Consider the following 25080-nt stretch of genomic DNA (forward strand, 5'->3'; position numbering starts at 1 on the left):
CTAGGACGGACGTCCCCCTCGCGGACGTCCCCTCGAATGCCACCCGGATCCGGGGGAGCCTAGGCCTCGTTGCCGGGATGCGCGCCGGGGGCGCCGTCGGCAGCGTCCGGCTGGTCCCCGCCGACCTCGTCCCGTGCGGCGACGAAGGCCCGGACGCAGGCCTCGATGTCCTCGCTGGTATGTGCTGCGGAGAGCTGGACGCGGATGCGGGCGGCACCCTTCGGGACCACGGGGTAGCTGAAGGCCGTGACGAAGACCCCGTGCGCGAGCATCGCGTCGGCGGTGCGGGCGGCGAGCACCGCGTCGCCGAACATGACCGGGATGATGGCGTGCTCACCTTCGAGCAGCTCGAAGCCCTCGTCGGTCATGCGGCGGCGGAAGAGGGCCGCATTGGCGGTCAGGGCGGAGCGCAGGTCGGCGCTGTCCTGCACCAGGTCGAGTGCGGTCAGGGTCGCGGCGACGATTGAGGGAGCGAGCGAGTTCGAGAACAGGTACGGGCGGGCACGCTGCCGCAGCAGTGCCACGATCTCCCGCCGGGCTGCGACATACCCGCCGGACGCCCCGCCGAGCGCCTTGCCGAAGGTTCCCGTGTAGATGTCCACGCGGTCGGAGACCCCCGCGTGCTCGGGGGTACCGGCGCCGGTCGGGCCCAGAAAGCCGACGGCGTGGGAATCGTCCACCATGACCATCGCGTCGTAGCGCTCCGCGAGGTCGCAGATGGCCTCGAGCGGGGCCAGGTAGCCGTCCATGGAGAAGACGCCGTCGGTGACGACCAGGCGCCGTCGTGCCCCGGACGCCTCCTGCAGCTTCGCTTCGAGGTCCGCCATGTCGCGGTTGGCGTAGCGGAAGCGCTGTGCCTTGGAGAGGCGGATGCCGTCGATGATCGAGGCGTGGTTCAGCGCGTCGGAGATCACGGCGTCCTCCGCCCCGAGGAGCGACTCGAAGACTCCGCCGTTCGCGTCGAAGCAGGAGGAGAAGAGGATGGTGTCCTCGGTCCCGAGGAACTCCGACATGCGGCGTTCGAGCTCGAGGTGCAGGTCCTGGGTGCCGCAGATGAAGCGGACCGACGCCATGCCGAACCCGCGCTCGTCGAGTGCTGTCTTGGCGGCCGCGATGATGTCCGGGTGGTCGGCGAGGCCCAGGTAGTTGTTGGCGCAGAAGTTGAGCACCCGCGCGCCGTCCGCCCCGGCCCTGATGGAACTGGACTGCGGTGAGGAGAGGTGCCGCTCGCGCTTGAAGAGGCCCGCCGTGCGGATGTCGTCGAGTTCACCGGCGAGCTGGTCGCGGACTGCTGAATACATGGTGTTCCTGCCTCCTAGAGGGTGGTCCAGTCGAGGACCACTTTGCCGCTCGCGCCGTCGCGCGCTGTCGCGAATCCCTGCTGCCACTCCTGGGCCGGCAGGCAGTCGGTGACCACGGACGAGACGGCGTCGCGCAGCGTCCGGTTGGACTGCAGCATGGCGCTCATCGCGTACCAGGTCTCGAACATCTCCCGCCCGTAGATGCCCTTGAGGGTGAGCATGTGCGTGACGACCTTGCCCCAGTCGATGGCGATGGGGGCGGAGGGCAGGCCCAGCATCGCGATGCGCCCGCCGTGGGTCATGTTGTCGATCATCTCCGGCAGGGCGGTCGCATGGCCCGACATCTCCATCCCGATGTCGAAGCCCTCCCTCATGCCGAGCTCCCGCTGGGCATCGGCGATGCGCATGCGGCTGACGTCGATGGCGATGTCCGCTCCCACGCCGCGCGCGAGTTCGAGCCGCGGAGCGGACACGTCGGTGATCGCGATCTTGCGGGCGCCCGCGTGGCGGGCGACGGCGACCGCCATGAGCCCGATCGGCCCGGCGCCGGTGATCAGGACGTCCTCGCCGACGAGCGGAAAGCTCAGCGCGGTGTGGACGGCGTTGCCGAAGGGGTCGAAGACGGCGCCGAGTTCGGGCGTGATGCTCGCGTCGTGGACCCAGACGTTCGTCTCGGGAACGACGACGAACTCCGCGAACGCGCCGTCGCGCTGCACTCCGATGCTCGAGGTGTGGATGCACATCTGGCGGCGGCCGGCGCGGCAGTTGCGGCAGACCCCGCAGACGACGTGCCCTTCACCGGAGACGCGGTCCCCTACGTTCACGCCGCGGATGCCTCCGCCGAGGGCGACGACCTCGCCGTAGAACTCGTGGCCGGGGATGAGGGGTGCCGGGATCATGCCCTGCGCCCAGGGATCCCAGCTCTCGATATGGAGGTCCGTGCCGCAGATGCCGGTGGTCATAACCCGGATCTTGACCTCGCCGAACCCTGCGTCGGGTTCGGGCCGGTCCACGAGCTCGAAGCCGGGATACGGCCCGGATTTGTACAGCGCCTTCACTGTTCGTTCCTTCCATGCCGCTCCCGGCGTCCAGCGGGATGTGCTGGGCCTGAGCGGTACGAGTGCGGGGCGGGATATGCCCGGGGTCACACTATCAGCGGGGCGCCGTCGGTGCTGCGGGGGCGGGCCGCCGGATGCTGCCGGGGCGGGCCGCCGCGCCGGGCGCCCGGACCCGTGGGGGCGCCGCCCCGGGTCTGGGCCACCGAGCCGGGTGCAGCGACCGGCAGAGGAGCCGGGGCGACGGCGAAGTGTGGACCGGGGCGGGCCGCCGCGCCGGGCGCCCGGACCCGTGGGGGCGCCGCCCCGGGTCTGGGCCGCCGAGCCGGGTGCAGCGACCGGCAGAGGCAACCTCAGTCCTCTAGGACCGCCGCCAGGATCTCGAGGCCCAGGGCGAGGAAGTCCGGCGAGTCGTCCGACGACGCCACCATGGCGCTGCCCATGCTCAGCGCCCAGCCCCGGGCCCGCTCCCAGGTCGCGGCGTCGGTCGGACGCAGGGCGTCGAGCTCCGTACGGAACGCCTCCCTGCCCGCGGCGTCGAACACCAGCCACGCGGCGGCGAGGTCCGTTGCTGGATCGCCGGAGCACAGGTCGCCGAAGTCGACGACGCCGGCCAGCATGCCGTCCGCCGCCAGCACGAGGTTCCCCGGATGCAGGTCGCCGTGCAGCCACAGGGGCGGCCGCGACCACTGAGCGGCGGCGAGGGCCGAGGCCCAGACGCCGAGCAACCGCTCGACCGGAAGGCCCGGCAGCGAAGGGAGCGATGCCAGCCGACTCCGCACGACGTCGTCGCGCCCCGCCAGCGGTCCGCCCCGTCCCACCGGGCTCACCGGGGCATCCGCCGGAGCCTCCCGCTGGAACTGCACGAGGAACCGCGCGAGCGGACGGGCGACCGGAGCGCGGTCAGCCCGCGGCACCGTGGTTCCGGCCGCCCCGTCGATCCACCGGCAGACGGACCAGTGCCACGGATAGCCCCGGCCGGGCCTTCCTGCGCGCAGCGGCGCCGACGTCGGCACGTCCAGGTGGGCGGTCAGGCCCTGCAGCCACCGCTGTTCGGCGACCATCAGGAGCTCGGCGACCTGCCGCCGGGGCAACCGCACCACGAGGTCCGGTCCCAGCCGGAACAGCTCGTTGTCCCAGCCGTTCCCGGCCCGCGCGAGGGGCAGGCCGGCCAGGTCGGGGTGCTGGTCGGCCAGCAGGGATACGACAAGGGAGGGCCCGATGTCGATCTCTGCCCTCGGCAGAACCGCCATCGCGCCCTCCCCGGTGCTGCTGGTGCTATCCCTCGACGCCGAGGCGCTGCAGGATGAGCTCGCGCACGCGGCCGGCGTCGGCCTGGCCGCGTGTCGCCTTCATGACGCCACCGACGATCGCCCCGACAGCCTGGATCTTGCCGCCACGGATCTTGTCGGCGACGTCCGGCTGTGCCGCGAGGGCGCCGTCGATCGCCTCGAGCAGCGGGCCGTCGTCGGACACGACGGCGAGGCCGCGCTTCTCCACGACCTCCGCGGGCGTGCCCTCGCCGGCGAGCACGCCGTCGAGCACATCGCGGGACAGCTTGTCGTTGATCTTGCCCGACTCGATGAGCGCGTTGAGCTCCACGATCAGCTCGGGCGTCACACCCAGCTCGGCGGGCTCGACGTCGGCGAGCTTGGCGCGGCGCGAGATCTCACCCATCCACCACTTGCGGGCGACGGCGGCACTCACCCCGGCGGCGATGGTGTCCTCGATCGAGGACATCACGCCCGCGTTGACGACGTCGCGGAACTCGGCGTCGGAGTAGCCCCAGTCGGCCTGCAGGCGCTTGCGGCGCTCGGCGGGCGGCTCGGGCAGTTCGGCGCGCAGCTTCTCGATCCACGCATCGTTCGTCACGACCGGCACGAGGTCCGGCTCGGGGAAGTAGCGGTAGTCGTCGGCGTCGGACTTGGGGCGGCCCGACGTCGTGGAGCGCGTGTCCTCGTGCCAGTGACGCGTCTCCTGGATGATCGGCGTACCGGAGTCCAGGACGGCGGCGTGGCGCTGGATCTCGTAGCGGACCGCGTGTTCCACGGAGCGCAGCGAGTTCACGTTCTTGGTCTCGGTGCGCGTGCCGAACTTCTCGCGGCCGTGCGGGCGGAGGGAGACGTTCGCATCACAGCGCACGTTGCCGCGCTCCATGCGGGCATCGGAGACACCGAGGTTCTTCACGATCTCGCGGATCGCGGCGACGTAGGCCTTGGCCAGTTCGGGAGCCCGGGAGCCGGCACCCTCGATGGGCTTCGTCACGATCTCGATCAGGGGGACGCCGGCGCGGTTGTAGTCCACGAGGGAGAACTCGGCGCCCTGGATGCGGCCCGTGGAGCCGCCCATGTGCGTGAGCTTGCCGGCGTCCTCCTCCATGTGGGCGCGCTCGATCTCGACGCGGAAGACGGTGCCGTCGGCGAGCTCGATGTCGATGTGCCCGTCGTACGCGATCGGGTCCTCGAACTGGGAGGTCTGGAAGTTCTTCGGGGTGTCCGGGTAGAAGTAGTTCTTCCGCGCGAAGTAGCACTTCTCGGCGATCTTGCAGTTCAGCGCGAGGCCGATCTTGATCGCGGATTCCACGGCCACGCCGTTGACCACGGGCAGGACGCCGGGCAGGCCGAGGTCCACGGGCGTCACGTTCGTGTTGGGGACGTCGCCGAACGCGTTGGGCGCGGAGGAGAACATCTTGGTCTTCGTGTTGAGCTCCACGTGGACCTCGAATCCGAGCACCGGATCGTACTTCTCCATGGCCTCGTCGAAGGACAGGACCTCATCGGTTACAGCAGTCATTACTTCCCACCTGCAATCTCGGGGGCCTGGGCCAGCAGGGGCCCGCCCCACGTCTCTTCGAGGAGTGATTCGAGGACGGCGCCCACGCGGTACAGGCGTGCGTCCTGGCGGGCGGGGGCGAGGAGCTGGATGCCGACGGGCAGTCCGTCCTCGTCCGCGAGGCCGCCGGGCAGCGACAGGCCGGGGACGCCGGCCATGTTCGCGGGGATGGTGGCGACGTCGTTCAGGTACATCGCCAGCGGATCGTCGAGCTTCTCCCCCAGCTTGAAGGCCGTGGTCGGGGCGGTCGGCGAGATCAGCACGTCGGCCTGCTCGAACGCGGCGGCGAAGTCGCGCTGGATGAGCGTGCGGACCTTCTGCGCCGAACCGTAGTAGGCGTCGTAGTAGCCGGCGCTCAGTGCGTAGGTGCCGAGGATGATGCGGCGCTTGACCTCGTGGCCGAAGCCGGCGGCGCGGGTCGCTCCCATGACGCGTTCGATCGTCGGGGCGCCGTCGGGCACCACGCGCAGGCCGAAGCGCACGCCGTCGTACTTGGCGAGGTTGCTGGAGGCCTCCGACGGCATGATCAGGTAGTAGGCGCCGAGCGCGTACCGGAAGTTGGGGCAGGAGACCTCGACGATCTCCGCGCCCGCCGAGCGCAGCAGTTCGAGCGACTCGTGGAAGCGGGTGAGGACACCGGCCTGGTAGCCCTCGCCCTGCAGCTCCTTGATGACGCCGATGCGCATGCCGTCGACCTGCCCGAGCCGGGCGGCCTCGACGAGCGCACCGACGGGGTCGGTCAGCGACGTCGAGTCGTGGGGGTCGTGGCCGCCGATGACCTCGTGCAGCAGGGCGCTGTCGAGGACCGTCCGGGACACCGGGCCGATCTGGTCGAGCGAGGACGCCATGGCGATGGCACCGTAGCGGGAGACCCCGCCGTAGGTCGGCTTCACGCCGACGGTACCCGTGACGGCACCGGGCTGGCGGATGGAGCCGCCGGTGTCGGTGCCGAGGGCCAGCGGCGCCTCGAAGGCGGCGACGGCCGCGGCGGATCCACCGCCGGAACCGCCGGGGATCCGGTCGAGGTCCCAGGGGTTGCGGGTGGGACCGTACGCCGAGTGCTCGGTGGAGGATCCCATGGCGAACTCGTCGAGGTTGGTCTTGCCGAGGATCGGCATCTTCGCAGCGCGGAGCTTGCGGACCACCGTGGCGTCATAGGGGCTCTGCCAGCCCTCGAGGATCTTCGAACCGGCCGTGGTGGGCTGGCCCTTGGTGACGATGAGGTCCTTCACCGCGATCGGCACGCCGGCCAGGGGGTGCAGGGTGTCGCCGTCCGCGCGGGCCTTGTCGACCTCGGCGGCGACGAGCAGGGCCTCGTCGGTGTTGACGTGCAGGAAGGCGTTGATGGCGCCGTCCACGGCATCGATGCGGTCGAGGTAGGCCTGCGTCGCCTCGACGGCGGAGACCTCCTTCGACGCGAGCTCCTGGGCGAGGGCGTCGGCGGTGAGGTGGATCAGGTCTGTCATGGGTTACTCCCCGTCCAGGATTGCAGGGACCTTGAAGCGGCCGTCGGCGTTGTCGGGTGCGCCGAGGAGCGCCTCCTCGTTGCTGAGGGTGTCCCCCACGACGTCGTCGCGGAACACGTTGCTCAGCGGGATGGGGTGGCTGGTGGCGGGGACGTCGTCGCCCGCCACTTCGCTCACGGTCTTGATGGCATCGACGATGACGGCGAGTTCTTCGGCCATGCGGTCGAGCTCGTCGTCGTTCATGTCGATGTGGGCGAGCCGCGCAAGGTGCGCGACGTCGTCCCGGTTGATCTCAGCCATGGATCTCCCCTGGAAGTCGGAAGTGGGTATCTGCCTCCAGTCTAGTGCTGGCGCGGGTGGCAGCCGGCATCAGGAACGGGCGACGACGACGGCGCCCGGTGGTGCCGTGGAGTCAGAGTGCCAGGCGGAAGACCCACAGCAGGATGTCCTCGTTGGGGACCTCCCAGTCGCGCTCGGGGACGCGGACGAAGCCCATCGACTCGTAGAGGCGGTGGGCACGCACCATGTCGGAGCCGCTCGTCAGGCTCACCGCCTCGATGCCGGGAAGGGTGCGGGCGTGCTCGATGATGCGCTCGACCATGGCGCGTCCGACCCCGGCGCGCTGGACGGCGGGATCGACGGCCAGCATCCGGAACTCGAGTTCGCCCTCGACCGCGATGTCGGTGTACCGCTGTCCGGCGAAGGTCAGGGCCACCGAGCCGACCACCACGCCGTCGCGCTCGGCGACCCAGACCTCCGCGTGCTCGGCGCGGTGCTCGACGTCGGCCAGCACCGCCATGTAGGGATGCGACTCGTCGCCGAAATAGCCGGCCTCGAGGTAGGCGCCGCGCGTGATGCGCCGGACGTCGTCGTAATCCTCGGGGCGGACGGGCCGGATGCTGATGAGGGAAGCGCGCAGGGCGCTCCCGGAGGGTGTCTGGGTCACCGGCCTATTTTGCCATGCAGCGGGTGGGCTGTGAGGCAGGTCAGGACGCCTCGGTCACCCGCCGGTACCCGGTGCCGTCGGGGTACCGCTCCAGATACCCGTAGTCGACGAGGGCCCTCCGGAGGGTGGGGATGTCGTGCGTGACGGTGGCGAGCAGGCGGTTGACCTCGGGCTCGCTGATCTCCTCGTCCGCCGGGATGAGCCGCTCGGCGAGGTGGGACAGGAGGTCCGCGCGGTCCTGGCCCGCGCGTGGCAGGCCGTCGATGCGTCCCTCGCGGAAGAAGCGGTCGACACCCCTGGGCGTGCCGGGTGCGGCGGCCGCGAGCACCGCCTTGAAGAGCTCCCCGTTGACGGAGAAATCGTCCGTGAGGAGCCCGGCGTCGACGAGGCGCTGCACCTCCTTCGGGGCGGCGTCGAGGGGCTGACCGAGCACGGCGCGGGCGTACAGTGTGCGGGCCCGCTCACCGGCGAGGGTTGAGAGGACCTTCTGCCAGGACGGCGGCGTACCCGGCATCGGCTCGGGGGTCGTTTCGGGCATTGAACCGGGCGTTGAACCGGGCATTGAACCGGGCGTGGTCATGGTTGCCTCTCCGGGAGCTGGGATGCCCGACGGGCCGCCGCCAGGAAGTCGGCGGGGCCTGCCGCCGTGACCGCGGCGAGCCGTTCGGCCTCCGCGGGACCGCCGTCGAGCATCGGCCGGAGCGCCGGCCGGTGGACCGGGACGCCGGCTTCCTCGGCGATCAGGGCGCCCGCGGCGAAGTCGTGCTCGTGCAGGCCCCGTTCCACGAAGGCGTCGAAGGTGCCGTCGGCCACCAGGCAGAGGTCCAGTGCAGCCGAGCCGAGGGTCCGCAGGTCGCCGAATCCCTCGAGCAGCGGACCGAGCTCCGCGGCCTGGGCCGAGCGTGTGGACCGGTCGTACGCGAATCCGGTGGCGAGGATGCGGCCGCTGTCCGCCGTCGGCCCGGTGAGGCGCCGCACCGCGCCGTGGTCGCTGACCCACGCTCCTCCGCCGCGGGAGGCCCAGTAGATCCGGGACAGTGCCGGGGCGTGCACGACGCCGGCGAGCCAGGTGCCGTCCATGTCGGCGGCAGCCACGGAGGTGCCGTAGTAGACGATGTTGCGGATGAAGTTGGTGGTGCCGTCGAGGGGGTCGATGGACCAGCGGATCCGGGCGCCGTGGGGATCGGCGCCCGAGGGCACGGTGGTGCCGAACTCCTCGCCGGTGATGGCATCGTGCGGCCGCGAGTCGGCGATGACGGTACGCACCGCCCGCTCCGCCGCGACGTCGAACGCCGTCACCCAGTCGCTGTCCGAACTCTTGCTGGTGGCGCCGAGCGCCCCCGGGTCCCGCCGCGCCAGGACGTCGGCACCGGCAGCAGCGGCCTGCCGTGCGAGGTGCAGGAGGGCTTCCGGAGCGACCGTCCGGTCTTCCGCCACCCGATCCGCTGCCTGGTCCGCTGCCCCGTCGCTCACGCGGCGTCCCCGCCCCTGGCGGGACCTGCGCCCGCCCCTGCCTGCAGCTCCTCGGCCACCTCGGTGTCCTCGCCGACGTCCTCGCCGATGTCCTCTTGTCCGACTTCCTCGACGGCATCGCCGACCTGGGGTGCGTCCGCCGGACCATTGCTGAGGAGGGCGATGAAGCCGTCCTCGTCGAGGACCGGGATGCCCAGCGCCTCGGCCTTTTCGAGCTTGGTGCCGGCGTTCTCCCCCGCGACCACGTAGCTCGTGTTCTTCGACACCGAGCCGGCAGCCTTGCCACCGCGCGTGATGATCGCTTCCTTCGCCTCGTCGCGGTTGTACTGCTGGAGGGAACCCGTCACCACGACGGTCAGGCCCTCGAGCGTCCGCGGGGCGCTCTCGTCGACCTCGTCCTCCACGCGCACGCCCGCTGCCGCCCAGCGGTCCACGATCTCGCGGTGCCAGTCCTCCGCGAACCACTCCTTGAGGGCGGCGGCGATGGTGGGGCCCACGCCGTCGACGTTCGCGAGTTCCTCCTCACTCGCAGTGCGGATCCGCTCCATCGAGCCGAACGCGGTGGCGAGGGCGCGTGACGCCGTCGGCCCCACGTGGCGGATGGACAGCGCCACCAGCACGCGCCACAGCGGCTGCTTCTTCGCCTTCTCCAGTTCGGTGAAGAGCTTGCGGGTCGTGGCGCTCGGCTCGGAGGGCTTCTTCGCCGTGCCCTTCGAATAGAAGTAGGGGACGAGCTCGCGGCCGGTCACCACGCCCTTGACCTTTTTGTCCCGTTCGATGCGGACATCCGCGAGCTTCTCCGGCGTGAGGTCGAAGATCTCGGCCTCGGTGGTGATGGGCGGGACCTCGGGTTCGGCGGGCTGGGTGAGCGCGATCGCCGCTTCCCAGCCGAGGGCCTCGATGTCGAAGGCGCCGCGTCCCGCGAGGTGGAACACGCGCTCACGCAACTGGGAGGGACAGGACCGCGCGTTGGGGCAGCGGATGTCGACGTCGCCCTCCTTGGCGGGCTGGAGCGTCGTCCCGCAGGAGGGGCACTCGGTGGGCATCACGAACTCGCGCACCGGCGGGTCCTGCTTGTCGCGCAGTGCGATGACCGGCCCCACGATCTCGGGGATGACGTCGCCGGCCTTGCGCAGCACCACGATGTCGCCGATCATCACGCCCTTCGCCTTCACGACCTCCTGGTTGTGCAGGGTCGCCATGCCCACGGTGGACCCGGCGACCTTGACGGGCTCCATGAGTCCGAACGGGGTGACGCGTCCCGTCCGGCCCACGTTGACGAGGATGTCCAGCAGCTTGGTGTTCACTTCCTCGGGCGGGTACTTGTAGGCCACCGACCAGCGAGGCACGCGGGAGGTGTGCCCGAGCGCACGCTGCAGGGCGAAGCTGTCCACCTTCACCACGATCCCGTCGATCTCGTGCAGAAGGCCGTGGCGGTGCTCCCCGAAGTGCTCGATGAAGGCGATGACCTCGTCCTGCGTCGCGAGCACCTTGTAGTACGGGGAGGTCGGGAGCCCCCAGGCCTTGAGCAGGTCGTAGGTCTCCGACTGCGTCTCGGCCGTCAGCCCGGTGCGGGCGCCGATGCCGTGGACGTACATGTCGAGCGGACGCTCGGCCGTCATGGCCGGGTCCTTCTGCCGCAGCGACCCCGCGGCCGCGTTCCGCGGATTGGCGAACGGCGCCTTGCCCGCGGCGACCATGCGCTCGTTGAGCTGGGCGAACTCCTTCGTGGGGAAGAACACCTCGCCGCGGATCTCCACCTCCTCCGGATGGTCGGTCCCCGCCAGGCGCTGGGGTATCGACGCGATCGTCAGGACGTTGTGCGTGATGTCCTCCCCGGTGACGCCGTCACCCCTCGTGGCCGCGCGGACCAGCTCACCGTTGCGGTACAGCAGGTTCACCGCGAGGCCGTCGATCTTGAGTTCCGTCAGCCACGCGATGGAGGCTCCCGGGTTCCGCTGCTCCACGCCGGCGGACGCCCGGTCCAGCCAGGCCTTCAGCTCGTCGAGGGAGAAGACGTCCTCGAGGCTGTACATGCGGGCGAGGTGCTGCACGGGGGCGAAGGCGGACGAGACCTCGCCGCCCACCTCCTGCGTCGGGGAGTCGTTGGCGACGAGTTCCGGGTGCAGCGCCTCGATCTCCTCGAGCCGCCGGAAGAGGGTGTCGAACTCCGCGTCGGAGACGGTGGGGGCGGCGTCCTGGTAGTACGCGATGCGGTGGGCGCGGATCTCCTCGGCGAGCTGGGCGTACTCCTCGCGGAGCTCGTCGCCCGGCGGGTTCCGGTCCACGGTTCCGGCGGTATCGGCTGCGTCTTCGGTTCCTGTGGTCACTTTCCCATCTTGCCCTACGGCTTCAGGGCGGGCCACTGCCGCCGGGTCGACGGACGCCCGTCGCGGTGGCTCGCCGGGACGGGCGGGCGGTACGGTCCCCCGAGGACCGCCCGATCGGGACAGCAAGTCGGAACGGCGGCCTCGGGACAGCCAGTCGGGACGGTCCTGCGCTATTGGTGCGGGGAGCCGGGCGCCGCGTCCGACCGCAGGACGGCGTGCGAGCCGTTCGCGCGCACGACGTCGTCGGGCTGCGTGTCGGCGGTGGTGCGCACGACGTCGTCGGGCTGCGTGTCGGCGGTGGTGCCGATGGGGACCATGTGGCCGACGTCGGCAGCGAGGATCCCCCCTCGGGGGACACCCGCGCCCGCCACGTCGTCGACGTGTGCGTCCACGATGATCAGTGTGACGTTGTCGCGCGCCCCGGAGCGGAGGGTCGCCTCGACGAGTTCCTCGCAGGCCTCCTGCGGGTCCGCGACGGTGCTGAGGACGTCGTAGATGGCATCATCGGACACCTCGCCGCTCAGGCCGTCCGAGCAGACCAGGATGCGGTCGCCGTCCTCGACGGGCATCAGCCAGAAGTCCGCCTCCGAGTCGTCTCCCGTGCCGAGCGCCCGCGTGACCACGTGCCGGCGGGGGTGCGTGCGGGACTCCTCCATCGAGATGCTGCCGGTGTCCACGAGCTCCTGGACCTCCGAGTGGTCCACGGAGATCTGCCCGAACCGGTCCCGGTTCAGGCGGTAGGTGCGCGAGTCACCCACGTTGAAGAACAGCCAGCTCGGCACGCCCTCCTCCTGGACCAGCACGACGCCGCTGAGTGTCGTCCCGGCCAGTCCGCCTGCCTGCCGGCGGATCTCCTGGTCGGCGTCGTCGATGAGATCCTCCAGGTCCGCGGCGGAGAACTCGGGCAGATGATGACCGAGAATCGGGCTGCTGCCCAGGGTCCGGACGCAAATACCGCTGGCAACCTCTCCGGCTGCGTGGCCACCCATGCCGTCCGCCACGGCGAAGACCGGTTCGGAGGCGATCAGGGAATCCTCGTTCAGTTCCCTCCGCAATCCCCGATCCGTCGCGAAGCCGTAGGCGAGGTGCACGTCCCGCGGGGGGCCGGCCTGGGGAGTGGGGAGGGGTTGGTCGGTCATTCCCCCATTCTGCCCTGCCCGTTTGCCTCCTGATAGATTCCGCGGCGTCGGCGGGTCCTGCCGCTAGTCGAGGACGATGCCCGTGCCGGTTCCCCGGGCGAGCGTCACCGGCCGCACCTCGCCGAAACCGCGCACCTGCCGGGGCTCGTGCGGCGTCAGGACGAACTTCTCGTTGTGCTCGAGGGTCGCGGCGGTGGCGGAATCGACGAGCACCTCCCCCGGCTCGGCGAGCGCGGTGAGCCGGGCCGCGAGGTTGACCGTCGGTCCGTAGATGTCGCCGAGCCTGGACAGCACCCGCCCCCAGACGAGGGAGCACCGCGCCGAGGGAAGGAACTCGTCCTCGGTGAAGGCCTTCGCGAGGGCCAGCGAGATCTCGGCACCGGCCTCGGGTGACTCCGCGATGTAGAGCACCTCGTCCCCGATGGTCTTCACGAGCCGGCCACCGCCGACGGAGATGATCTCCGCGCACTTGTTCTCGAAGCGCTGCACCAGCTGCGCCAGCGTGCGCTCGTTCATCCGCCGCGACAGACTCGTGTAGGAGACGAGGTCGGCGAAACCGACCGCCCGTGCCAGCGGGAGCGGTGCGTCCTGTTCGTCGCCGTCGCGGCCTGCCTCACTGGAGATCAGGCCCGATTCCGCGCGAAGGGCCAGCCGCTGGACGGCGGCGTTCATCTGGCGGCGCCACGCGTACACGAGCGTCTTCTCGAGCGGTTCGAGGAGGTCGGGGAGCTCGGAGACGAGCGTCTTGCGCGCGTCGGCGTCCGTGAATCCGCGTTGGGCCACCATCTCCTCGACGATCGCCTCGATCTGCCAGACGACCATGCGGTCCGTCATCTGTCCCACCGCACGGGTGATGGAGATCGCCGCGTCCTCGGTGAGCTGCTCCTGGCGCACCATGTCGATGATGGTCGTGAGCGCGTGAAGGTCCTTCTCGGTGAAGGCCACGTCGTCGTCCCCGATGTTGGGGAAACCCATGGCCCGCCACAGCTTCCGCGCGGACAGGAGGGAGACGCCGGCCCCGGCGGCGATGTCGCGGCGCTTGAGCGTGCGTTCGGCGCCGAGGAGCTCACGCTCGAGGCGGCGGATGCTCTCCCGGTCGAGTTCGATGGGGCCGGCTGACGTCGGCGCGTCATCGACCGGGGCGGCCATGTCCGGCTGCAGCTGCCACACGGCCTTCGAGGCCGTCGACGCAGCGGCCCCGGATGCGTCGTCGGGCTGTCCTGCCTCGACCGCGCCACTCTCCATCTCGGCGGCATCCACCGCGGCATCATCCTCCGCGCCCGCATCCACCGCGTCCGCATCCACCGCGTCCGCGGAGCCGGCTCCCCCGTCATCGGAGCGGGCGGGCTGCCCGGACTCGTGGCGGTCCTCGACTGTCACGATTGCTCGCCCCTCCATTCCTGCTGCACCCGCGGCGTCCCACCCCGGGCGTACTGCGGATCGATTTCCATATCCACTCCATCGAACATGCGCGTCAGGGGCAGGTCACTGATCGCCTGCACCACGTACTTCTTGAACGTCCCGATCTGCGGAACGTCCCGGTAGGCGTGCGCGCGGTCGAACCCGAGGTCCGCGATCAGGGTGCCGCTGCCGACCATGCGCTGCACCAGTCCCTGCTCCGTCTGCAGCTGCGAGACGGCGGACAGGCTGATCTGGTGTTCGGTGCGCCGGGTGACGCCGCGCCGGTGGATGAGCCGCAGGCTCGTGAGCACGTACCGGTTGCTCGACCAGCGGGTCACGGGGCGCACCACCACCCGGAGCAGCACCGCCACGATGGCGGCGAGCGCCACGAGCAGCAGCACCGGCTGCCAGTCGGCGAGCCCGTCCGGCAGGTCCCGTCGGCCCAGGTACCCCAGTCCGAAGCCCCCGGCGGCCAGGAGGGGGAAGGCCGCGAGCACGGGCCCCACGATGGGCAGCGGGTTGGGCCGCGTGCGCACGAGGACGCGTTCGCCGGGCAGCAGCTGGATCCGCATGGCCTACGCCTGCGGGCGCAGGTGCACGACGTCGCCCGCGGAGATGGTGTGGCGTTCGCCGTCGTCGTCGCGCACGATCAGCGCCCCCTGGGCGTCGAGGGCGAGCGCGCGTCCGCTGAGCAGGCCGCCGCCGGGCAGTTCGGCCCGGACATCCTGGCCGATCGTCGCCATGCGCCCCCCGACACGGGTCAGCAGGGACGGCCCGGTGTCCCACGCCGCGGAGGCGTCGCCGTCGACGTCGCAGAAGGCACGGTAGGAATCGGCGAACGTGCGCAGGAAGGACTTGAGCAGGATGTTGCGGTCCGTGGTGCCGGCATATTCGAGCAGCAGGCTGGTGGCCGTGGGCACCGGGAGTTCGTCGTCGGTGAGGCTGACGTTCAGTCCGATCCCCACGACGACGGCGGGCGGCTCGGTACCCGCGCCCGGCACGAACTGCGCCAGGACGCCGGCGAGCTTCCGGCCGTCCACCGTGACGTCATTGGGCCACTTGAGCTGCGGGGCGATCTTCGTACGATCCTCGACGCTCTCTGCGAGCGCCAGGGCGGCGAGGAGCGAGAACCAGGAGTAGGCCGTGGTGGGCACGGGCCGTCCATGCCGGTTGAACGGGCGCAGGAGGACGCTGACGAACAGCGACGACCGCTCGGGCGCTATCCAGCTGCGGTCCAACCGTCCGCGTCCTGCGGTCTGCACTTCCGCGCCGAGGACGCTCAGGTCGGGCCACCCTGCCGCTTCCCGCTGGGCGTGCTCCACCAGGTCGGTGTTGGTGGATCCGGTCCGGGCCACGATGTCGAGGCGGGAGAACGGGCCCGACGGCATGCACAGGGCTGTCCTCAGTGCGCCGAGGTTCAGGCCCGGGCGCTCGAGATTGGAGTAGCGGGAGGACATGGCATCGATCTTATCCGGCCCCGCGCTCCCTGCCCCGAGAGCGGCCTCAGAGGAAGATGTCCGGGACGAGCCGGTCCTCGGGTGCGCCGAGGCTGTACGGCGTGAAGTCGGTGACGCCTTCCTCGCGGAGGACCTCCTCATCGGTGTAGAAGTTCCCGGTGCAGTCCCGTGCAGGGCGGACCAGGACGGCGTGCGCGGCGTCGGCGACGATCCGCGGGCTGCGAGCCGCCTGGACGATACGGTCCCCGCCGGGCATGGCGCGGATGGCCGCCGTGTCGATGAGGGTCGCGGGCCACAGGGAGTTCACGGCGACGCCGTCGTCCTTGAGTTCCTCCGCGAGGCCGAGGGTGGTCAGGCTCATCCCGTACTTCGCCATGGTGTAGGCCAGGTGCCTGCCTGCCCATTCCGGCGTGAGGTTCAGGGGTGGCGAGAGGGTAAGGATGTGGGGGTTGTCCGATCGCTTGAGCGCCTCGAGGGCGGACTTGCTCAGCAGGAAGGTACCGCGGACGTTGATGTCCGCCATGAGGTCGTAGCGCTTCATGTCCACGTCGGGCGTCGTGGAGAGGTCGATCGCCGAAGCGTTGTTCACCACGACGTCGATGCCGCCGAAGGTGCCGGTGGTCGTCTCGACGGCGGCCCGGACGTCGTCGTCGTTCCGTACGTCACCGACCAGGGGCAGGGCGTGGCCACCCGCTGCCTCGATCTGTTCCGCCGCGGTGTAGACGGTCCCTTCGAGCTTCGGGTGCGGCTCACCGGTCTTCGCCAGGATGGCGACGTTGGCTCCGTCGCGGGCCGCCCGCAGGGCGATGGCGAGGCCGATCCCGCGGCTTCCTCCCGAGAGGAGGAGAGTGCGCCCGGCGAGCGATCGACGTCCGGGGCGGGTATCCGGAGCGGAGGATTCCTGAGCGTCATTGCGTGCAGTCATGGCCCCACCATAAGCACCGGGGGTCGCCCGGCTGCTCGCGGCACTCCAATGTTACTCGCGGGTAACATCGGAGCTCCGGCTAAGCGTTGGCCTCGGAAACTGTAGACGTCCTACAACGGCACACCCTGTGATCCTCACTAGACTGGGGAAAACGCGCCGCACTTTGTCGGAATCCTCCAGTCTGGGCTGGAAGTTCCGCGCAGCCCAGTGGGGCGCGGTCCCACGCCACCCGCCGACCGGAGACTCCATGCACCAGGACCTGCAGCTCGACCTCACAACGACGGCCGGGAAGCTCGCCGACTTCCGGAGGCGCAAGGCGCTCTCGGAGCAGCCCTCCGGCCCCGAAGCGATCGAGAAGCAGCACGCCCGCGGCAAGAACACGGCCCGCGAGCGGATCGACCTCCTCGTGGACGAGGGCTCGTTCGTCGAGTTCGATGCCTTCGCGGTGCACCGCTCCACCGCCTTCGGCATGGAGAGGAAGAAGCCCCTGGGCGACGGCGTCGTGTCCGGCTACGCGACGGTGGACGGGCGGCTCGTCGCGATCTACAGCCAGGACTTCTCCGTGTACGGCGGCTCGCTCAGCCAGGTCAATGGCGAGAAGATCGTCAAGGTGCAGGAGTTCGCGCTCCGCAACGGGTGCCCGGTCATCGGCATCAACGACGGCGGCGGCGCTCGCATCCAGGAGGGCGTCGCGTCGCTCGCGATGTTCGCGGACATCTTCCGCAACAACGTCCACGCGTCCGGGGTGGTCCCGCAGATCTCACTCATCATGGGCCCCTGCGCCGGAGGAGCTGCCTACTCCCCCGCGCTGACGGACTTCGTGGTGATGGTGGACAAGACGTCGCACATGTTCATCACGGGCCCCGACGTCATCAAGACGGTGACCGGTGAGGACGTGGACATGGAGACCCTCGGGGGCGCACGCCAGCACAACACGACGACGGGCACCTCCGCCTACCTCGCGACCGACGAGGCGGACGCCATCGGCTTCGTCCGGGAACTGCTCGACTTCCTCCCGTCCAACAACCTCGCGGAGGCGCCGCTGACGGAGTTCGTGGAGGAGCCCGAGGTGACGGAGGAGGACCTCGCCCTCGACGAACTCATCCCGGACGCCGCGAACCAGCCGTACGACATGCACGCCGTCATCGACGCGATCGTGGACGACAGCCACTTCCTCGAGATGCAGGCGCTCTACGCGCCGAACGTGGTGACGGGCTATGCCCGCGTCCAGGGCCACACCATCGGCATCGTGGCCAACCAGCCCCTGCAGTTCGCCGGCACCCTCGACATCAACGCCTCGGAGAAAGCGGCCCGTTTCGTGCGGCACTGCGACGCCTTCAACATCCCCATCCTGACCCTCGTGGACGTCCCCGGCTTCCTGCCCGGCAAGGACCAGGAGTTCCAGGGCATCATCCGGCGCGGCGCCAAGCTGCTCTACGCCTACGCCGAAGCCACCGTGCCGAAACTGACGGTCATCACCCGCAAGGCCTACGGTGGCGCGTACATCGTCATGGGGTCGAAGAAGCTCGGCGCCGACCTCAACCTCGCGTGGCCCACCGCGCAGATCGGCGTCATGGGCGCCCAGGGTGCCGTCAACATCCTGTACCGCGGGCAGCTCAAGGCCGTCGCCGAGGCCGGCGGGGACGTCGAGGCCGCGCGTGCCGACGTCGTGCAGCAGTACGAGGAAGAACTGCTGAACCCGTACCAGGCAGCCGAGCTGGGCTACGTCGACGCGGTGATCGCACCGTCGGAGACCCGGCTGCAGATCGTCCGGGGGCTCCGCGCCCTGCGCGACAAGCGGGCCGCCAACCCCGCCAAGAAGCACGGGAACATCCCGCTGTGACAGCGCAGGACAGCACGCCCGACGACGCCCGGGAGAGCCCGGCCATCCTCTCCGTGGTCTCCGGCAATCCCACGGAGGAAGAACTGGCGGCCCTCACCGCCGTCGTCGTCGCCCTGCGGGGAAGCGGGGATGCGGACGACGCCCCGGACCACGGCAGGTCCTGGGTCCGCCGTGCCATGCTGCGACTGGGCCCGACGCCGGGCCCCGGATCCTGGCGCCGCAGCGTCCGCTGACGCACCCCCGCGTTCAGGACCCTCTTCCGGGCCTACTCGCCAGTACGGAAGGCGCTCCCTACCATGGGGGAATGGGTGTGGCTGGGGTCACATGGGGGAAGCCCCGTCCCGTTACCGGGCCAGCCGGGACGCAGCGTTGCGAATCGGCGTTGACGACGAGCCCGAGTGGTTCTGCTGCCGGGCGGTTACAGGGGGTAGCCATGGCCGCGATAATCGAGCTTTTCCATGATCGGGACAATGCCTTCAGGTTCCGATTGAAGACACCGGAAGGGACGGTCATCGCCGTGTCCAGACCGTTCCCGGACAAGGCGGCCGCCGTAGCGGGCATCCGCGCCCTCCGTGAGTGCGCCGGGACCGGCCTGATCACGGACCTCTGCCTACCGAGGCCCCAGACTGCCGGAGCCTCGCGACGCCCGGTGAGGCCCACCATCGCCTAGGCCTGACGGACACCTAGCGCGGATCCGCCACGGTGCCGAGGAACACGGGCAGTCCCGTCTCCTCGTGGACGAGCTGGTAGCCGAAGGGCCGGTCGAAGGAGATGCTGACGTCGGGCGGCATCGGAGCGCTCCCCGCCATCGTCAGCTGTGTAACGGCCGCCGCGATGGTGCCCTTCTCGGCGACCGTGATGTTGGCTACCTGGGCAGCTCCGTCGACGAAGGAGCCCGGCTGGATGGCACGGAAGTCGGCTTCGGGCCCGAAAGACTCGTCGAGTCCCGCAGCAGCCAACGGTTTCCGAAGGTCCTGCTCGAACTCGTGGTTCCACTTCGGCAGGCTCAGCTCCACCCGGACGTCCTCGGCGGTATCGAGCAGGAATGCCATGTCGAGCAACTCCTGTTCGGTCCACCGCGGCGGTGATCCTTCCGCAGGCAGGATGAGCCGCATGAAGAAGCCGTCGCCGTAGGGCAGGTCGATCCCGTTCCAGCCGTCCCCCTCGACATACCGCACCGTACGCGTGCCGTGCATCATCGGGACGGCCACCCTGCGGCGATCAACCAGCACGAAATCCTGGTCTGAGGTGCCGGAAGCATCGAAGGGCTCGTCCCAGGCCGCTGCGAAGTAGACGGCGTTGAGAAGGGACAGCGTCGTGCCCGGACCGACCTCGATAGGCGCCTTCTCGATCCGGCCGCCGGTCTCCTTCGATACCCAGTCGTCAATGCGGCCCGCCGTCGAGCCGTCCCGGAAGTCGACGGGGTAGACACCGCTGCCGTACTGGCGGGCGAGGGTCTCCAGGTACGCCTCGCCGATGCCGCCGGAGTCGGGGACGAAGACCGCGTTGGCGAGATGCAGGACGGGAGTCTCGGGCGGATCGTCCTCGTCGACGTCACCCGGGTTCCCGTCGAAGCGCTGGACACTCGCGAGGAGTGCGTTCATCGCCTCGTCCCGATGCTCCGCGGGCAGACCCAGGACCGCGTCCATCTCCGCGGCGGTCGTCGTCCCGGCTCCGGCACGCAGCATCGACAGTGCGTACAGGGCACTGAGCGGGCTGGTGACCTGGTTGGCGTCCGGATCGGAGGTCATGAGCGCGCCGAGGCGGAAGGCGGATCGGAGCAGTGCGTCCTCGGCCTCCGCGAACTCGCCCTGGGCGACGACAGCGCGCTCGATCGGTGCCGCCTGCTGGTCGGGCGCGGATCCTGCGCACGCTGTCAGCAGGGCCAGGGCCGCGGTCGCCGTGGTGGCGGTCCGGCCCAGGCGTCCGTGCCTGGTCCGCTGTCTCTGGTGCTCCATACCCGGTTCCCCCTCGTCGTGCTCCCACGGTAGGCCCCGTCACCCCATGGATCCAGAGCGGCCGAGGATCACGTGTGTTCCGGTGGCTGTCCCGACACCTGAGACTTCGCCTTCCTGCGGAGCCGGGGTGGCCGCCAGTCGGTAGCCTCCGGCAACCGCTAGGGCTAGGCTCTGGACGTGACCCAAGACACCTCAGCCTCCGCCCCTTCCCCCAGCGAGCAGCCGGCACGGCGATCCACGGCCATCGATGCCGTCGCCACGTCGTACTACGAGACCCTGCTCGAACTGATGCCGAATTTCGCCACCGAGCTCGGCATCCCCGGTCATGAGACCGAGTACCAGGACTACTCCCCGGCAGGCATCGATGCACTCGCCGACGCCGCCCGCAACACCCTGCGGCTGCTCGACGGTCTCCAGCCCGCCGATGACACGGATGCTGTGACGGTCGACGCCATGCGCGAGAGGCTCGGACTCGACCTCGAGATCCATGACGCCGGACTCGGGTACGCCGAACTCAACAACATCGCGTGCCCCGCCCAGAACATCCGGGCGATCTTCGACCTCATGCCCACGGCAACGGCGGAGGACTGGGGCAATATCGCCGGGCGTATGGCCAATGTCCCCGGCGCCATCGACGGATACATCGCGTCCCTCCGCGCCGGCCGCGAGCGCGGTCTCGTCGCCGCCCGCCGGCAGGTGGGCATCGTGATCGAGCAGTCCACGAAATACGCCGAGGACGGCGGTTTCTTCGACACCCTCGGCGCCACTGCACGCTCGGACGACGGCGACCTCCCCGACCCGGTGCAGCAGCAGCTCCGTTCAGGTGCGGACGCTGCGCGCGGCGCCTACCGCTCGCTCGCGTCCTTCCTGCAGGACGACCTCCTCCCCACAGCACCCGAGAAGGACGCCGTCGGGCGGGAGCATTACGCCCTCATGTCGCGCCTCTTCCTGGGGTCCGCCGTCGACCTCGAGGAGACGTATGCGTGGGGCGTCGAGGAACTCGACCGCGTGATCGCCGAACAGGAAGCCGTCGCGAACGAGATCCGGGAGGGAGCGTCGATCGAGGAGGCCATCCGCATCCTCGACGAGGACCCGGCCCGCCAGCTGCAGGGCACCGATGCGCTGCAGGCGTGGATGCAGGAACTCTCGGACAGGGCGGTCGACGCGATGGCCGGGGTCCACTTCGACATCCCGGACGTCATGCGCCGCCTCGAGTGCAGGATCGCCCCGACCAACGAAGGTGGCATCTACTACACGGGCCCCAGTGACGATTTCTCCCGTCCCGGACGGATGTGGTGGTCCGTGCCGGAAGGCGAGGACTCCTTCACCACCTGGAAGGAGACGACCACCGTGTACCACGAGGGCGTCCCGGGCCACCATCTGCAGATCGCGACGGCGACCTACCAGCGCGCACTGCTCAACCCGTGGCGCCGCAACGCCATCTGGGTCTCCGGCCAGGGCGAGGGCTGGGCACTCTACGCCGAACGCCTCATGCAGGAACTCGGGTTCCTCGCCGATCCAGGCGACCGTCTCGGCATGCTCGACGCCCAGCGGATGCGCGCGGCCCGCGTCGTCTTCGACATCGGAGTCCACCTCGAGCTCAAGGTCCCCGAGCGTTGGGGCGAGGGTACCTGGACGCCGGAGAAGGGCTACGACTTCCTGAAGCGGAACATCGCGATCAGCGAGGGCCAGCTCGACTTCGAGTACAACCGCTACCTCGGCTGGCCGGGACAGGCCCCCTCCTACAAGATCGGCCAGCGCCTCTGGGAGCAGATCCGCGACGAGGTCCGGACCGGCGAGGGCGAGGGCTTCGACCTGCGCGAGTTCCACACGCGGGCCCTGAACCTCGGGTCGGTGGGCCTCGACACGCTGCGCCGGGCACTGGTCCCCTGACACTTGACGTTCGTCACAGGCGGGCGGGGAATACCCCCCGTCCGCGTGGAGAACGCCAGATCTGCGCGGGCCTTGCGGGAAAGCGTGCGCGACGGCGGCAGGCACGCGCGTAACATTTCGCAACCCGGGCTTCGCTTGGGTATAAAGCGGCCCCTACTGTTTCCGTCGTGTCTACTGAAACCAGCTCCCCGCCCTCCCGGCGCAGGCTGCCCCGCTGGGCGACCTCCTTCGGCCCTCAGATCATCGCCGCCCTCGTCGTCGGGCTGGCCCTCGGCCTCGTCGCGAAGTACACGGGCCATACCAAGGAGACCCCGAACGGCCTCGGGACCACGCTCGCCACGCTCGGCTCGAGCTACGTCGCCCTGCTGCGCGCCGCCGTCGTCCCGCTGATCTTCACCGCGGTGGTCAGCTCCATCGCCAATCTCCGGGCCGTCAACAACGCAGCACGGCTCGCCGGCCAGACGCTCCTGTGGTTCGCCATCACCGCGCTCATCTCGGTGGTCATCGGCATCGGACTCGGCGTCCTGTTCCAGCCCGGCGCGGGCACGGATGCGACCCAGCCGGCCGAATACGCCGGCAGCACGGGCAGCTGGTGGGCCTTCCTGACGGGCCTCATCCCGGCGAACTTCCTCGGGTTGCAGGCATCCTCGACCGTCGCCGAGGCGGGCTCGGTCACCACGGCGCTGAACTTCAACGTGCTGCAGGTGCTCGTCGTCGCCATCGCCGTCGGTATCGCCGCCCTGAAGGTCGGCAAGCAGGCAGAGCCGTTCCTCACCTTCAACGCCTCGGCACTGGCCGTCATCCAGAAGGTGCTCTGGTGGATCATCCGGATCGCCCCGCTCGGCACGGTCGGACTGATCGGCAATGCCGTCGCCGTCTACGGCTGGGACACCATCGGCTCGCTCGGCAAGTTCACGCTGGCCGTCTATGTCGGCCTCGCACTCGTGCTCTTCGCCGTGTACCCCGTGCTGATCAGGGCGCACGGCCTGTCCGTGAAGCAGTACTTCTCGGGGGCCTGGCCGGCCATCCAGCTGGCGTTCGTCTCGCGCTCCTCGGTGGGCACCCTGCCGCTCACGCAGCGCGTCACCGAGCGGAACCTCGGCGTTCCCCGCGGGTACGCCTCCTTCGCTGTGCCGCTCGGTGCCACCACGAAGATGGACGGCTGCGCGGCCATCTACCCGGCCATCGCGGCGATCTTCGTGGCCCAGTTCTTCGGCATCGACCTGACGCTGACGCAGTACCTGCTGATCGCGCTGGTGTCCGTGCTGGGCTCCGCTGCGACGGCCGGGACCACCGGCGCCGTCGTCATGCTGACGCTCACGCTCTCGACCCTGGGCCTGCCCCTGGCCGGCGTCGGGCTGCTGCTCGCCGTCGACCCCATCCTCGACATGGGCCGCACCGCGGTGAACGTGGCCGGGCAGGCACTCGTGCCTACGATCGTCGCCCGGCGCGAGGGCCTGCTGGATCTCGATCTGTACAACGCCCAGCGGACCGGCGACCCCTTCGTCGATGACAGCGGGCTCGACGGCGGAATCGACGCCGGAGCCCCGAATGACGGTATCTCGGCGTCCGTCACCCGATAGTCGCCCGCACAGCATCGAACGGCCCGTCCCGGCAGCTCCGGGACGGGCCGTCGTGTTCGGCAGCTAACGGTTCGGTGTACTCCTAACGATTCGACGGCGTTCAGCACGACGGAAGCGCTTTTCCTGCTACGCGGCGTCACTATAAGAGCACCTATCCCTTCCAACAAGGTGGTGCGCTATGAACAAAACGCGCATGACGGGGAAACTCTCCGCCACACTCGCCGCCCTCGCCCTCACCGCAGGCCTCGGCCTCGCGGGGGGACCACCGGCATCCGCCGCCTATTGCGGCATCACGTGGGGTTCGACGGCGAAAATCGCCGCTACCACCTCCACAGCACCCATCACGAACATACGTTCCGGCCAGCATGCTTGCTTCGATCGCCTCGTGATCGACGCCCGCGGCCGTGTCTCCGGCTACCGCGTGGCCTACGTCAACCAGGTCGCAGCTGACGGTTCCGGGATGGTCGTCCCGGTCCGGGGCGGCGCACGCCTCGCCGTGACACTCGTGGCTCCGTCCTACGACAACGCGGGCCGCGCGACCTATTCGCCCGTCAATCATCGAGAACTCGTCAACGTCACGAGCTACTCCACCTTCCGCCAGGTCGCATGGGCCGGAAGCTTCGAGGGCTACACCACCCTCGCACTCGGGGTGCGGGCGCGGCTTCCAGTCCGCGTCTTCGTGGTACCCGGTCCCGGTGCCGGCTCAAGGGTGGTGATCGACGTCGCGCACCGGTGGTGACAGATCCCTGCCGGTCCCGTCCCGAAGCCGTGACGGGACCGGGCAGGTACTACCGGCCCGCCGGAATTGCGCCGGCGGGCCGCCGCCTGCCTAGGCTGGAGCATGACCCTCCGCCTGATCCTCGCTTCGAAATCCCCCGCCCGCGCCAAGCTCCTGACGGAAGCCGGCATCCACCACGCGGTGCTGGTGTCCGACGTCGACGAACCTGCCGTCGTCGCCTCCTACGGTGAGATCGACGCTCACGACACATCGCTGCTGCTGGCCCGCGCCAAGGCCGAGGCCGTTGCCGCCCTGGAGGAAGCCGACGATGCCCTCGTCATCGGCTGCGACTCCGTCTTCGAGTTCGACGGCGAGGCACACGGCAAGCCCTACGAACCCGCGGTGGCGATCGAACGGATCCGCCGCATGCGGGGTCGCTCCGGGGTCCTGCACACGGGCCACTGGCTCGTGGACACGCGCGACGGCGGATCCGGTGCCACCATCGGCGCAGTCTCTTCCGCGACCGTATATTTCGGGGCGATGTCCGACGCCGAGGTCGAGGCCTACGTCGCCACCGGTGAACCGCTGCACTGCGCGGGGTCCTTCACCATCGACGGACTCGGCGGCGCCTTCATCGACCGCGTGGACGGCGATCCGCATGCCGTCGTCGGGCTCAGCATCTCCATGCTCCGCGGCCTCCTGCAGTCGGCCGGGGTCTCCGTCACGGATCTCTGGGCACCGGTGGCAGCGTTGTAGGTTC

General features: G+C 70.0%; 23 protein-coding genes. 7 read left to right on the plus strand and 16 right to left on the minus strand.

Going from position 1 to position 25080, the window contains the following annotated elements; genetic code table 11:
* Positions 1-59: 59 nt before the first annotated feature.
* From kbl to ACX80H_RS15105, 15 genes are all read right to left on the minus strand, one after another.
* Entirely contained in the window at positions 60-1301 is a 1242-nt protein-coding gene (gene kbl / locus ACX80H_RS15035; RefSeq protein WP_459314205.1) for a glycine C-acetyltransferase, read from the minus strand.
* A 14-nt stretch (positions 1302-1315) separates the two neighbouring features.
* Complete coding sequence (tdh, locus tag ACX80H_RS15040; protein WP_459314206.1) at positions 1316-2359, minus strand: L-threonine 3-dehydrogenase, zinc-binding type; 1044 nt, start codon at positions 2357-2359, stop codon at positions 1316-1318.
* Positions 2360-2709: 350 nt separating this feature from the next.
* Entirely contained in the window at positions 2710-3609 is a 900-nt protein-coding gene (locus ACX80H_RS15045) for an aminoglycoside phosphotransferase family protein (RefSeq protein ID WP_459314207.1), read from the minus strand.
* Positions 3610-3634: 25 nt separating this feature from the next.
* On the minus strand, positions 3635-5149 hold the full coding sequence (gene gatB / locus ACX80H_RS15050; RefSeq protein WP_459314208.1) for an Asp-tRNA(Asn)/Glu-tRNA(Gln) amidotransferase subunit GatB: 1515 nt from the start codon (positions 5147-5149) through the stop codon (positions 3635-3637).
* Positions 5149-6654, minus strand: a complete 1506-nt coding sequence (gatA, locus tag ACX80H_RS15055) for an Asp-tRNA(Asn)/Glu-tRNA(Gln) amidotransferase subunit GatA (protein ID WP_459314209.1) — start codon at positions 6652-6654, stop codon at positions 5149-5151. The genes gatB and gatA overlap by 1 nt, the downstream gene beginning before the upstream one ends.
* A 3-nt stretch (positions 6655-6657) precedes the next feature.
* A complete protein-coding gene (gene gatC / locus ACX80H_RS15060; RefSeq protein ID WP_301229847.1) occupies positions 6658-6954 on the minus strand; it encodes an Asp-tRNA(Asn)/Glu-tRNA(Gln) amidotransferase subunit GatC in 297 nt (98 codons plus the stop codon).
* Positions 6955-7066: 112 nt separating this feature from the next.
* The gene (locus ACX80H_RS15065) at positions 7067-7600 is read right to left on the minus strand and encodes a GNAT family N-acetyltransferase (RefSeq protein ID WP_459314210.1); all 534 of its coding nucleotides are present in this window, start codon (positions 7598-7600) and stop codon (positions 7067-7069) included.
* A 40-nt stretch (positions 7601-7640) separates the two neighbouring features.
* Positions 7641-8138, minus strand: coding sequence for a DUF2087 domain-containing protein (locus tag ACX80H_RS15070; protein ID WP_459314211.1), 498 nt, complete (start codon positions 8136-8138; stop codon positions 7641-7643).
* A gap of 38 nt (positions 8139-8176) precedes the next feature.
* Entirely contained in the window at positions 8177-9037 is an 861-nt protein-coding gene (locus tag ACX80H_RS15075) for an inositol monophosphatase family protein (protein ID WP_459314284.1), read from the minus strand.
* Positions 9038-9069: 32 nt separating this feature from the next.
* Complete coding sequence (ligA, locus tag ACX80H_RS15080) at positions 9070-11403, minus strand: NAD-dependent DNA ligase LigA (protein WP_459314212.1); 2334 nt, start codon at positions 11401-11403, stop codon at positions 9070-9072.
* Positions 11404-11573: 170 nt separating this feature from the next.
* Entirely contained in the window at positions 11574-12542 is a 969-nt protein-coding gene (locus ACX80H_RS15085) for a PP2C family protein-serine/threonine phosphatase (protein WP_459314213.1), read from the minus strand.
* A 63-nt stretch (positions 12543-12605) separates the two neighbouring features.
* The gene (locus ACX80H_RS15090) at positions 12606-13787 is read right to left on the minus strand and encodes an adenylate/guanylate cyclase domain-containing protein (RefSeq protein ID WP_459314285.1); all 1182 of its coding nucleotides are present in this window, start codon (positions 13785-13787) and stop codon (positions 12606-12608) included.
* 131 nt (positions 13788-13918) lie between these two features.
* Positions 13919-14515 (minus strand): PH domain-containing protein, encoded by a 597-nt coding sequence (locus ACX80H_RS15095; RefSeq protein WP_459314214.1) that lies wholly within the window; start codon positions 14513-14515, stop codon positions 13919-13921.
* Positions 14516-14518: 3 nt separating this feature from the next.
* Positions 14519-15400, minus strand: coding sequence for a biotin--[acetyl-CoA-carboxylase] ligase (locus ACX80H_RS15100; RefSeq protein WP_459314215.1), 882 nt, complete (start codon positions 15398-15400; stop codon positions 14519-14521).
* 46 nt (positions 15401-15446) lie between these two features.
* On the minus strand, positions 15447-16325 hold the full coding sequence (locus ACX80H_RS15105) for an SDR family oxidoreductase (protein WP_459314216.1): 879 nt from the start codon (positions 16323-16325) through the stop codon (positions 15447-15449).
* Between the two features lie 259 nt (positions 16326-16584).
* Between ACX80H_RS15105 and ACX80H_RS15110 the strand changes: the two genes are divergently transcribed.
* The 3 genes from ACX80H_RS15110 to ACX80H_RS15120 all read left to right on the plus strand — a co-directional run bounded on the left by ACX80H_RS15110 (position 16585) and on the right by ACX80H_RS15120 (position 18838).
* Positions 16585-18168 carry an acyl-CoA carboxylase subunit beta gene (locus tag ACX80H_RS15110; protein WP_459314286.1) on the plus strand — a complete coding sequence of 528 codons (1584 nt, stop codon included), beginning with the start codon at positions 16585-16587 and terminating at the stop codon, positions 18166-18168.
* Positions 18165-18401, plus strand: a complete 237-nt coding sequence (locus tag ACX80H_RS15115) for an acyl-CoA carboxylase subunit epsilon (RefSeq protein ID WP_459314217.1) — start codon at positions 18165-18167, stop codon at positions 18399-18401. Before ACX80H_RS15110 ends, ACX80H_RS15115 begins: the two co-directional genes overlap by 4 nt.
* Positions 18402-18601: 200 nt before the next feature.
* Complete coding sequence (locus ACX80H_RS15120) at positions 18602-18838, plus strand: YegP family protein (RefSeq protein ID WP_459314218.1); 237 nt, start codon at positions 18602-18604, stop codon at positions 18836-18838.
* A 13-nt stretch (positions 18839-18851) separates the two neighbouring features.
* Here the strand turns inward: ACX80H_RS15120 and ACX80H_RS15125 are convergent, their stop codons facing one another.
* Positions 18852-20126 (minus strand): serpin family protein, encoded by a 1275-nt coding sequence (locus ACX80H_RS15125; RefSeq protein ID WP_459314219.1) that lies wholly within the window; start codon positions 20124-20126, stop codon positions 18852-18854.
* Between the two features lie 177 nt (positions 20127-20303).
* Here ACX80H_RS15125 and ACX80H_RS15130 point away from each other — a divergent pair, with 177 nt between their 5' ends.
* From ACX80H_RS15130 to ACX80H_RS15145, 4 genes are all read left to right on the plus strand, one after another.
* Entirely contained in the window at positions 20304-22019 is a 1716-nt protein-coding gene (locus tag ACX80H_RS15130) for a DUF885 domain-containing protein (protein ID WP_459314220.1), read from the plus strand.
* A 167-nt stretch (positions 22020-22186) separates the two neighbouring features.
* Positions 22187-23602 (plus strand): dicarboxylate/amino acid:cation symporter, encoded by a 1416-nt coding sequence (locus ACX80H_RS15135; RefSeq protein ID WP_459314221.1) that lies wholly within the window; start codon positions 22187-22189, stop codon positions 23600-23602.
* Positions 23603-23795: 193 nt separating this feature from the next.
* Positions 23796-24341 (plus strand): AMIN-like domain-containing (lipo)protein, encoded by a 546-nt coding sequence (locus ACX80H_RS15140; RefSeq protein WP_459314287.1) that lies wholly within the window; start codon positions 23796-23798, stop codon positions 24339-24341.
* A 102-nt stretch (positions 24342-24443) separates the two neighbouring features.
* Entirely contained in the window at positions 24444-25076 is a 633-nt protein-coding gene (locus ACX80H_RS15145) for a Maf family protein (RefSeq protein WP_459314222.1), read from the plus strand.
* Positions 25077-25080: the final 4 nt, after the last annotated feature.

This window comes from Arthrobacter pasteuri, from assembly GCF_054510955.1.

Bases quoted from the DNA above. Each gene is read 5' to 3' on its own strand.
- kbl (WP_459314205.1), bottom strand. From the start codon at position 1,301: ATGTATTCAGCAGTCCGCGACCAGCTCGCCGGTGAACTCGACGACATC.
- ACX80H_RS15045 (WP_459314207.1), bottom strand. From the start codon at position 3,609: ATGGCGGTTCTGCCGAGGGCAGAGATCGACATCGGGCCCTCCCTTGTC.
- gatB (WP_459314208.1), bottom strand. From the start codon at position 5,149: ATGACTGCTGTAACCGATGAGGTCCTGTCCTTCGACGAGGCCATGGAG.
- gatA (WP_459314209.1), bottom strand. From the start codon at position 6,654: ATGACAGACCTGATCCACCTCACCGCCGACGCCCTCGCCCAGGAGCTC.
- gatC (WP_301229847.1), bottom strand. From the start codon at position 6,954: ATGGCTGAGATCAACCGGGACGACGTCGCGCACCTTGCGCGGCTCGCC.
- ACX80H_RS15070 (WP_459314211.1), bottom strand. From the start codon at position 8,138: ATGCCCGAAACGACCCCCGAGCCGATGCCGGGTACGCCGCCGTCCTGG.
- ACX80H_RS15085 (WP_459314213.1), bottom strand. From the start codon at position 12,542: ATGACCGACCAACCCCTCCCCACTCCCCAGGCCGGCCCCCCGCGGGAC.
- ACX80H_RS15090 (WP_459314285.1), bottom strand. From the start codon at position 13,787: ATGGAGAGTGGCGCGGTCGAGGCAGGACAGCCCGACGACGCATCCGGG.
- ACX80H_RS15095 (WP_459314214.1), bottom strand. From the start codon at position 14,515: ATGCGGATCCAGCTGCTGCCCGGCGAACGCGTCCTCGTGCGCACGCGG.
- ACX80H_RS15100 (WP_459314215.1), bottom strand. From the start codon at position 15,400: ATGTCCTCCCGCTACTCCAATCTCGAGCGCCCGGGCCTGAACCTCGGC.
- ACX80H_RS15105 (WP_459314216.1), bottom strand. From the start codon at position 16,325: ATGACTGCACGCAATGACGCTCAGGAATCCTCCGCTCCGGATACCCGC.
- ACX80H_RS15120 (WP_459314218.1), top strand. From the start codon at position 18,602: ATGGCCGCGATAATCGAGCTTTTCCATGATCGGGACAATGCCTTCAGG.
- ACX80H_RS15125 (WP_459314219.1), bottom strand. From the start codon at position 20,126: ATGGAGCACCAGAGACAGCGGACCAGGCACGGACGCCTGGGCCGGACC.
- ACX80H_RS15140 (WP_459314287.1), top strand. From the start codon at position 23,796: ATGACGGGGAAACTCTCCGCCACACTCGCCGCCCTCGCCCTCACCGCA.
- ACX80H_RS15145 (WP_459314222.1), top strand. From the start codon at position 24,444: ATGACCCTCCGCCTGATCCTCGCTTCGAAATCCCCCGCCCGCGCCAAG.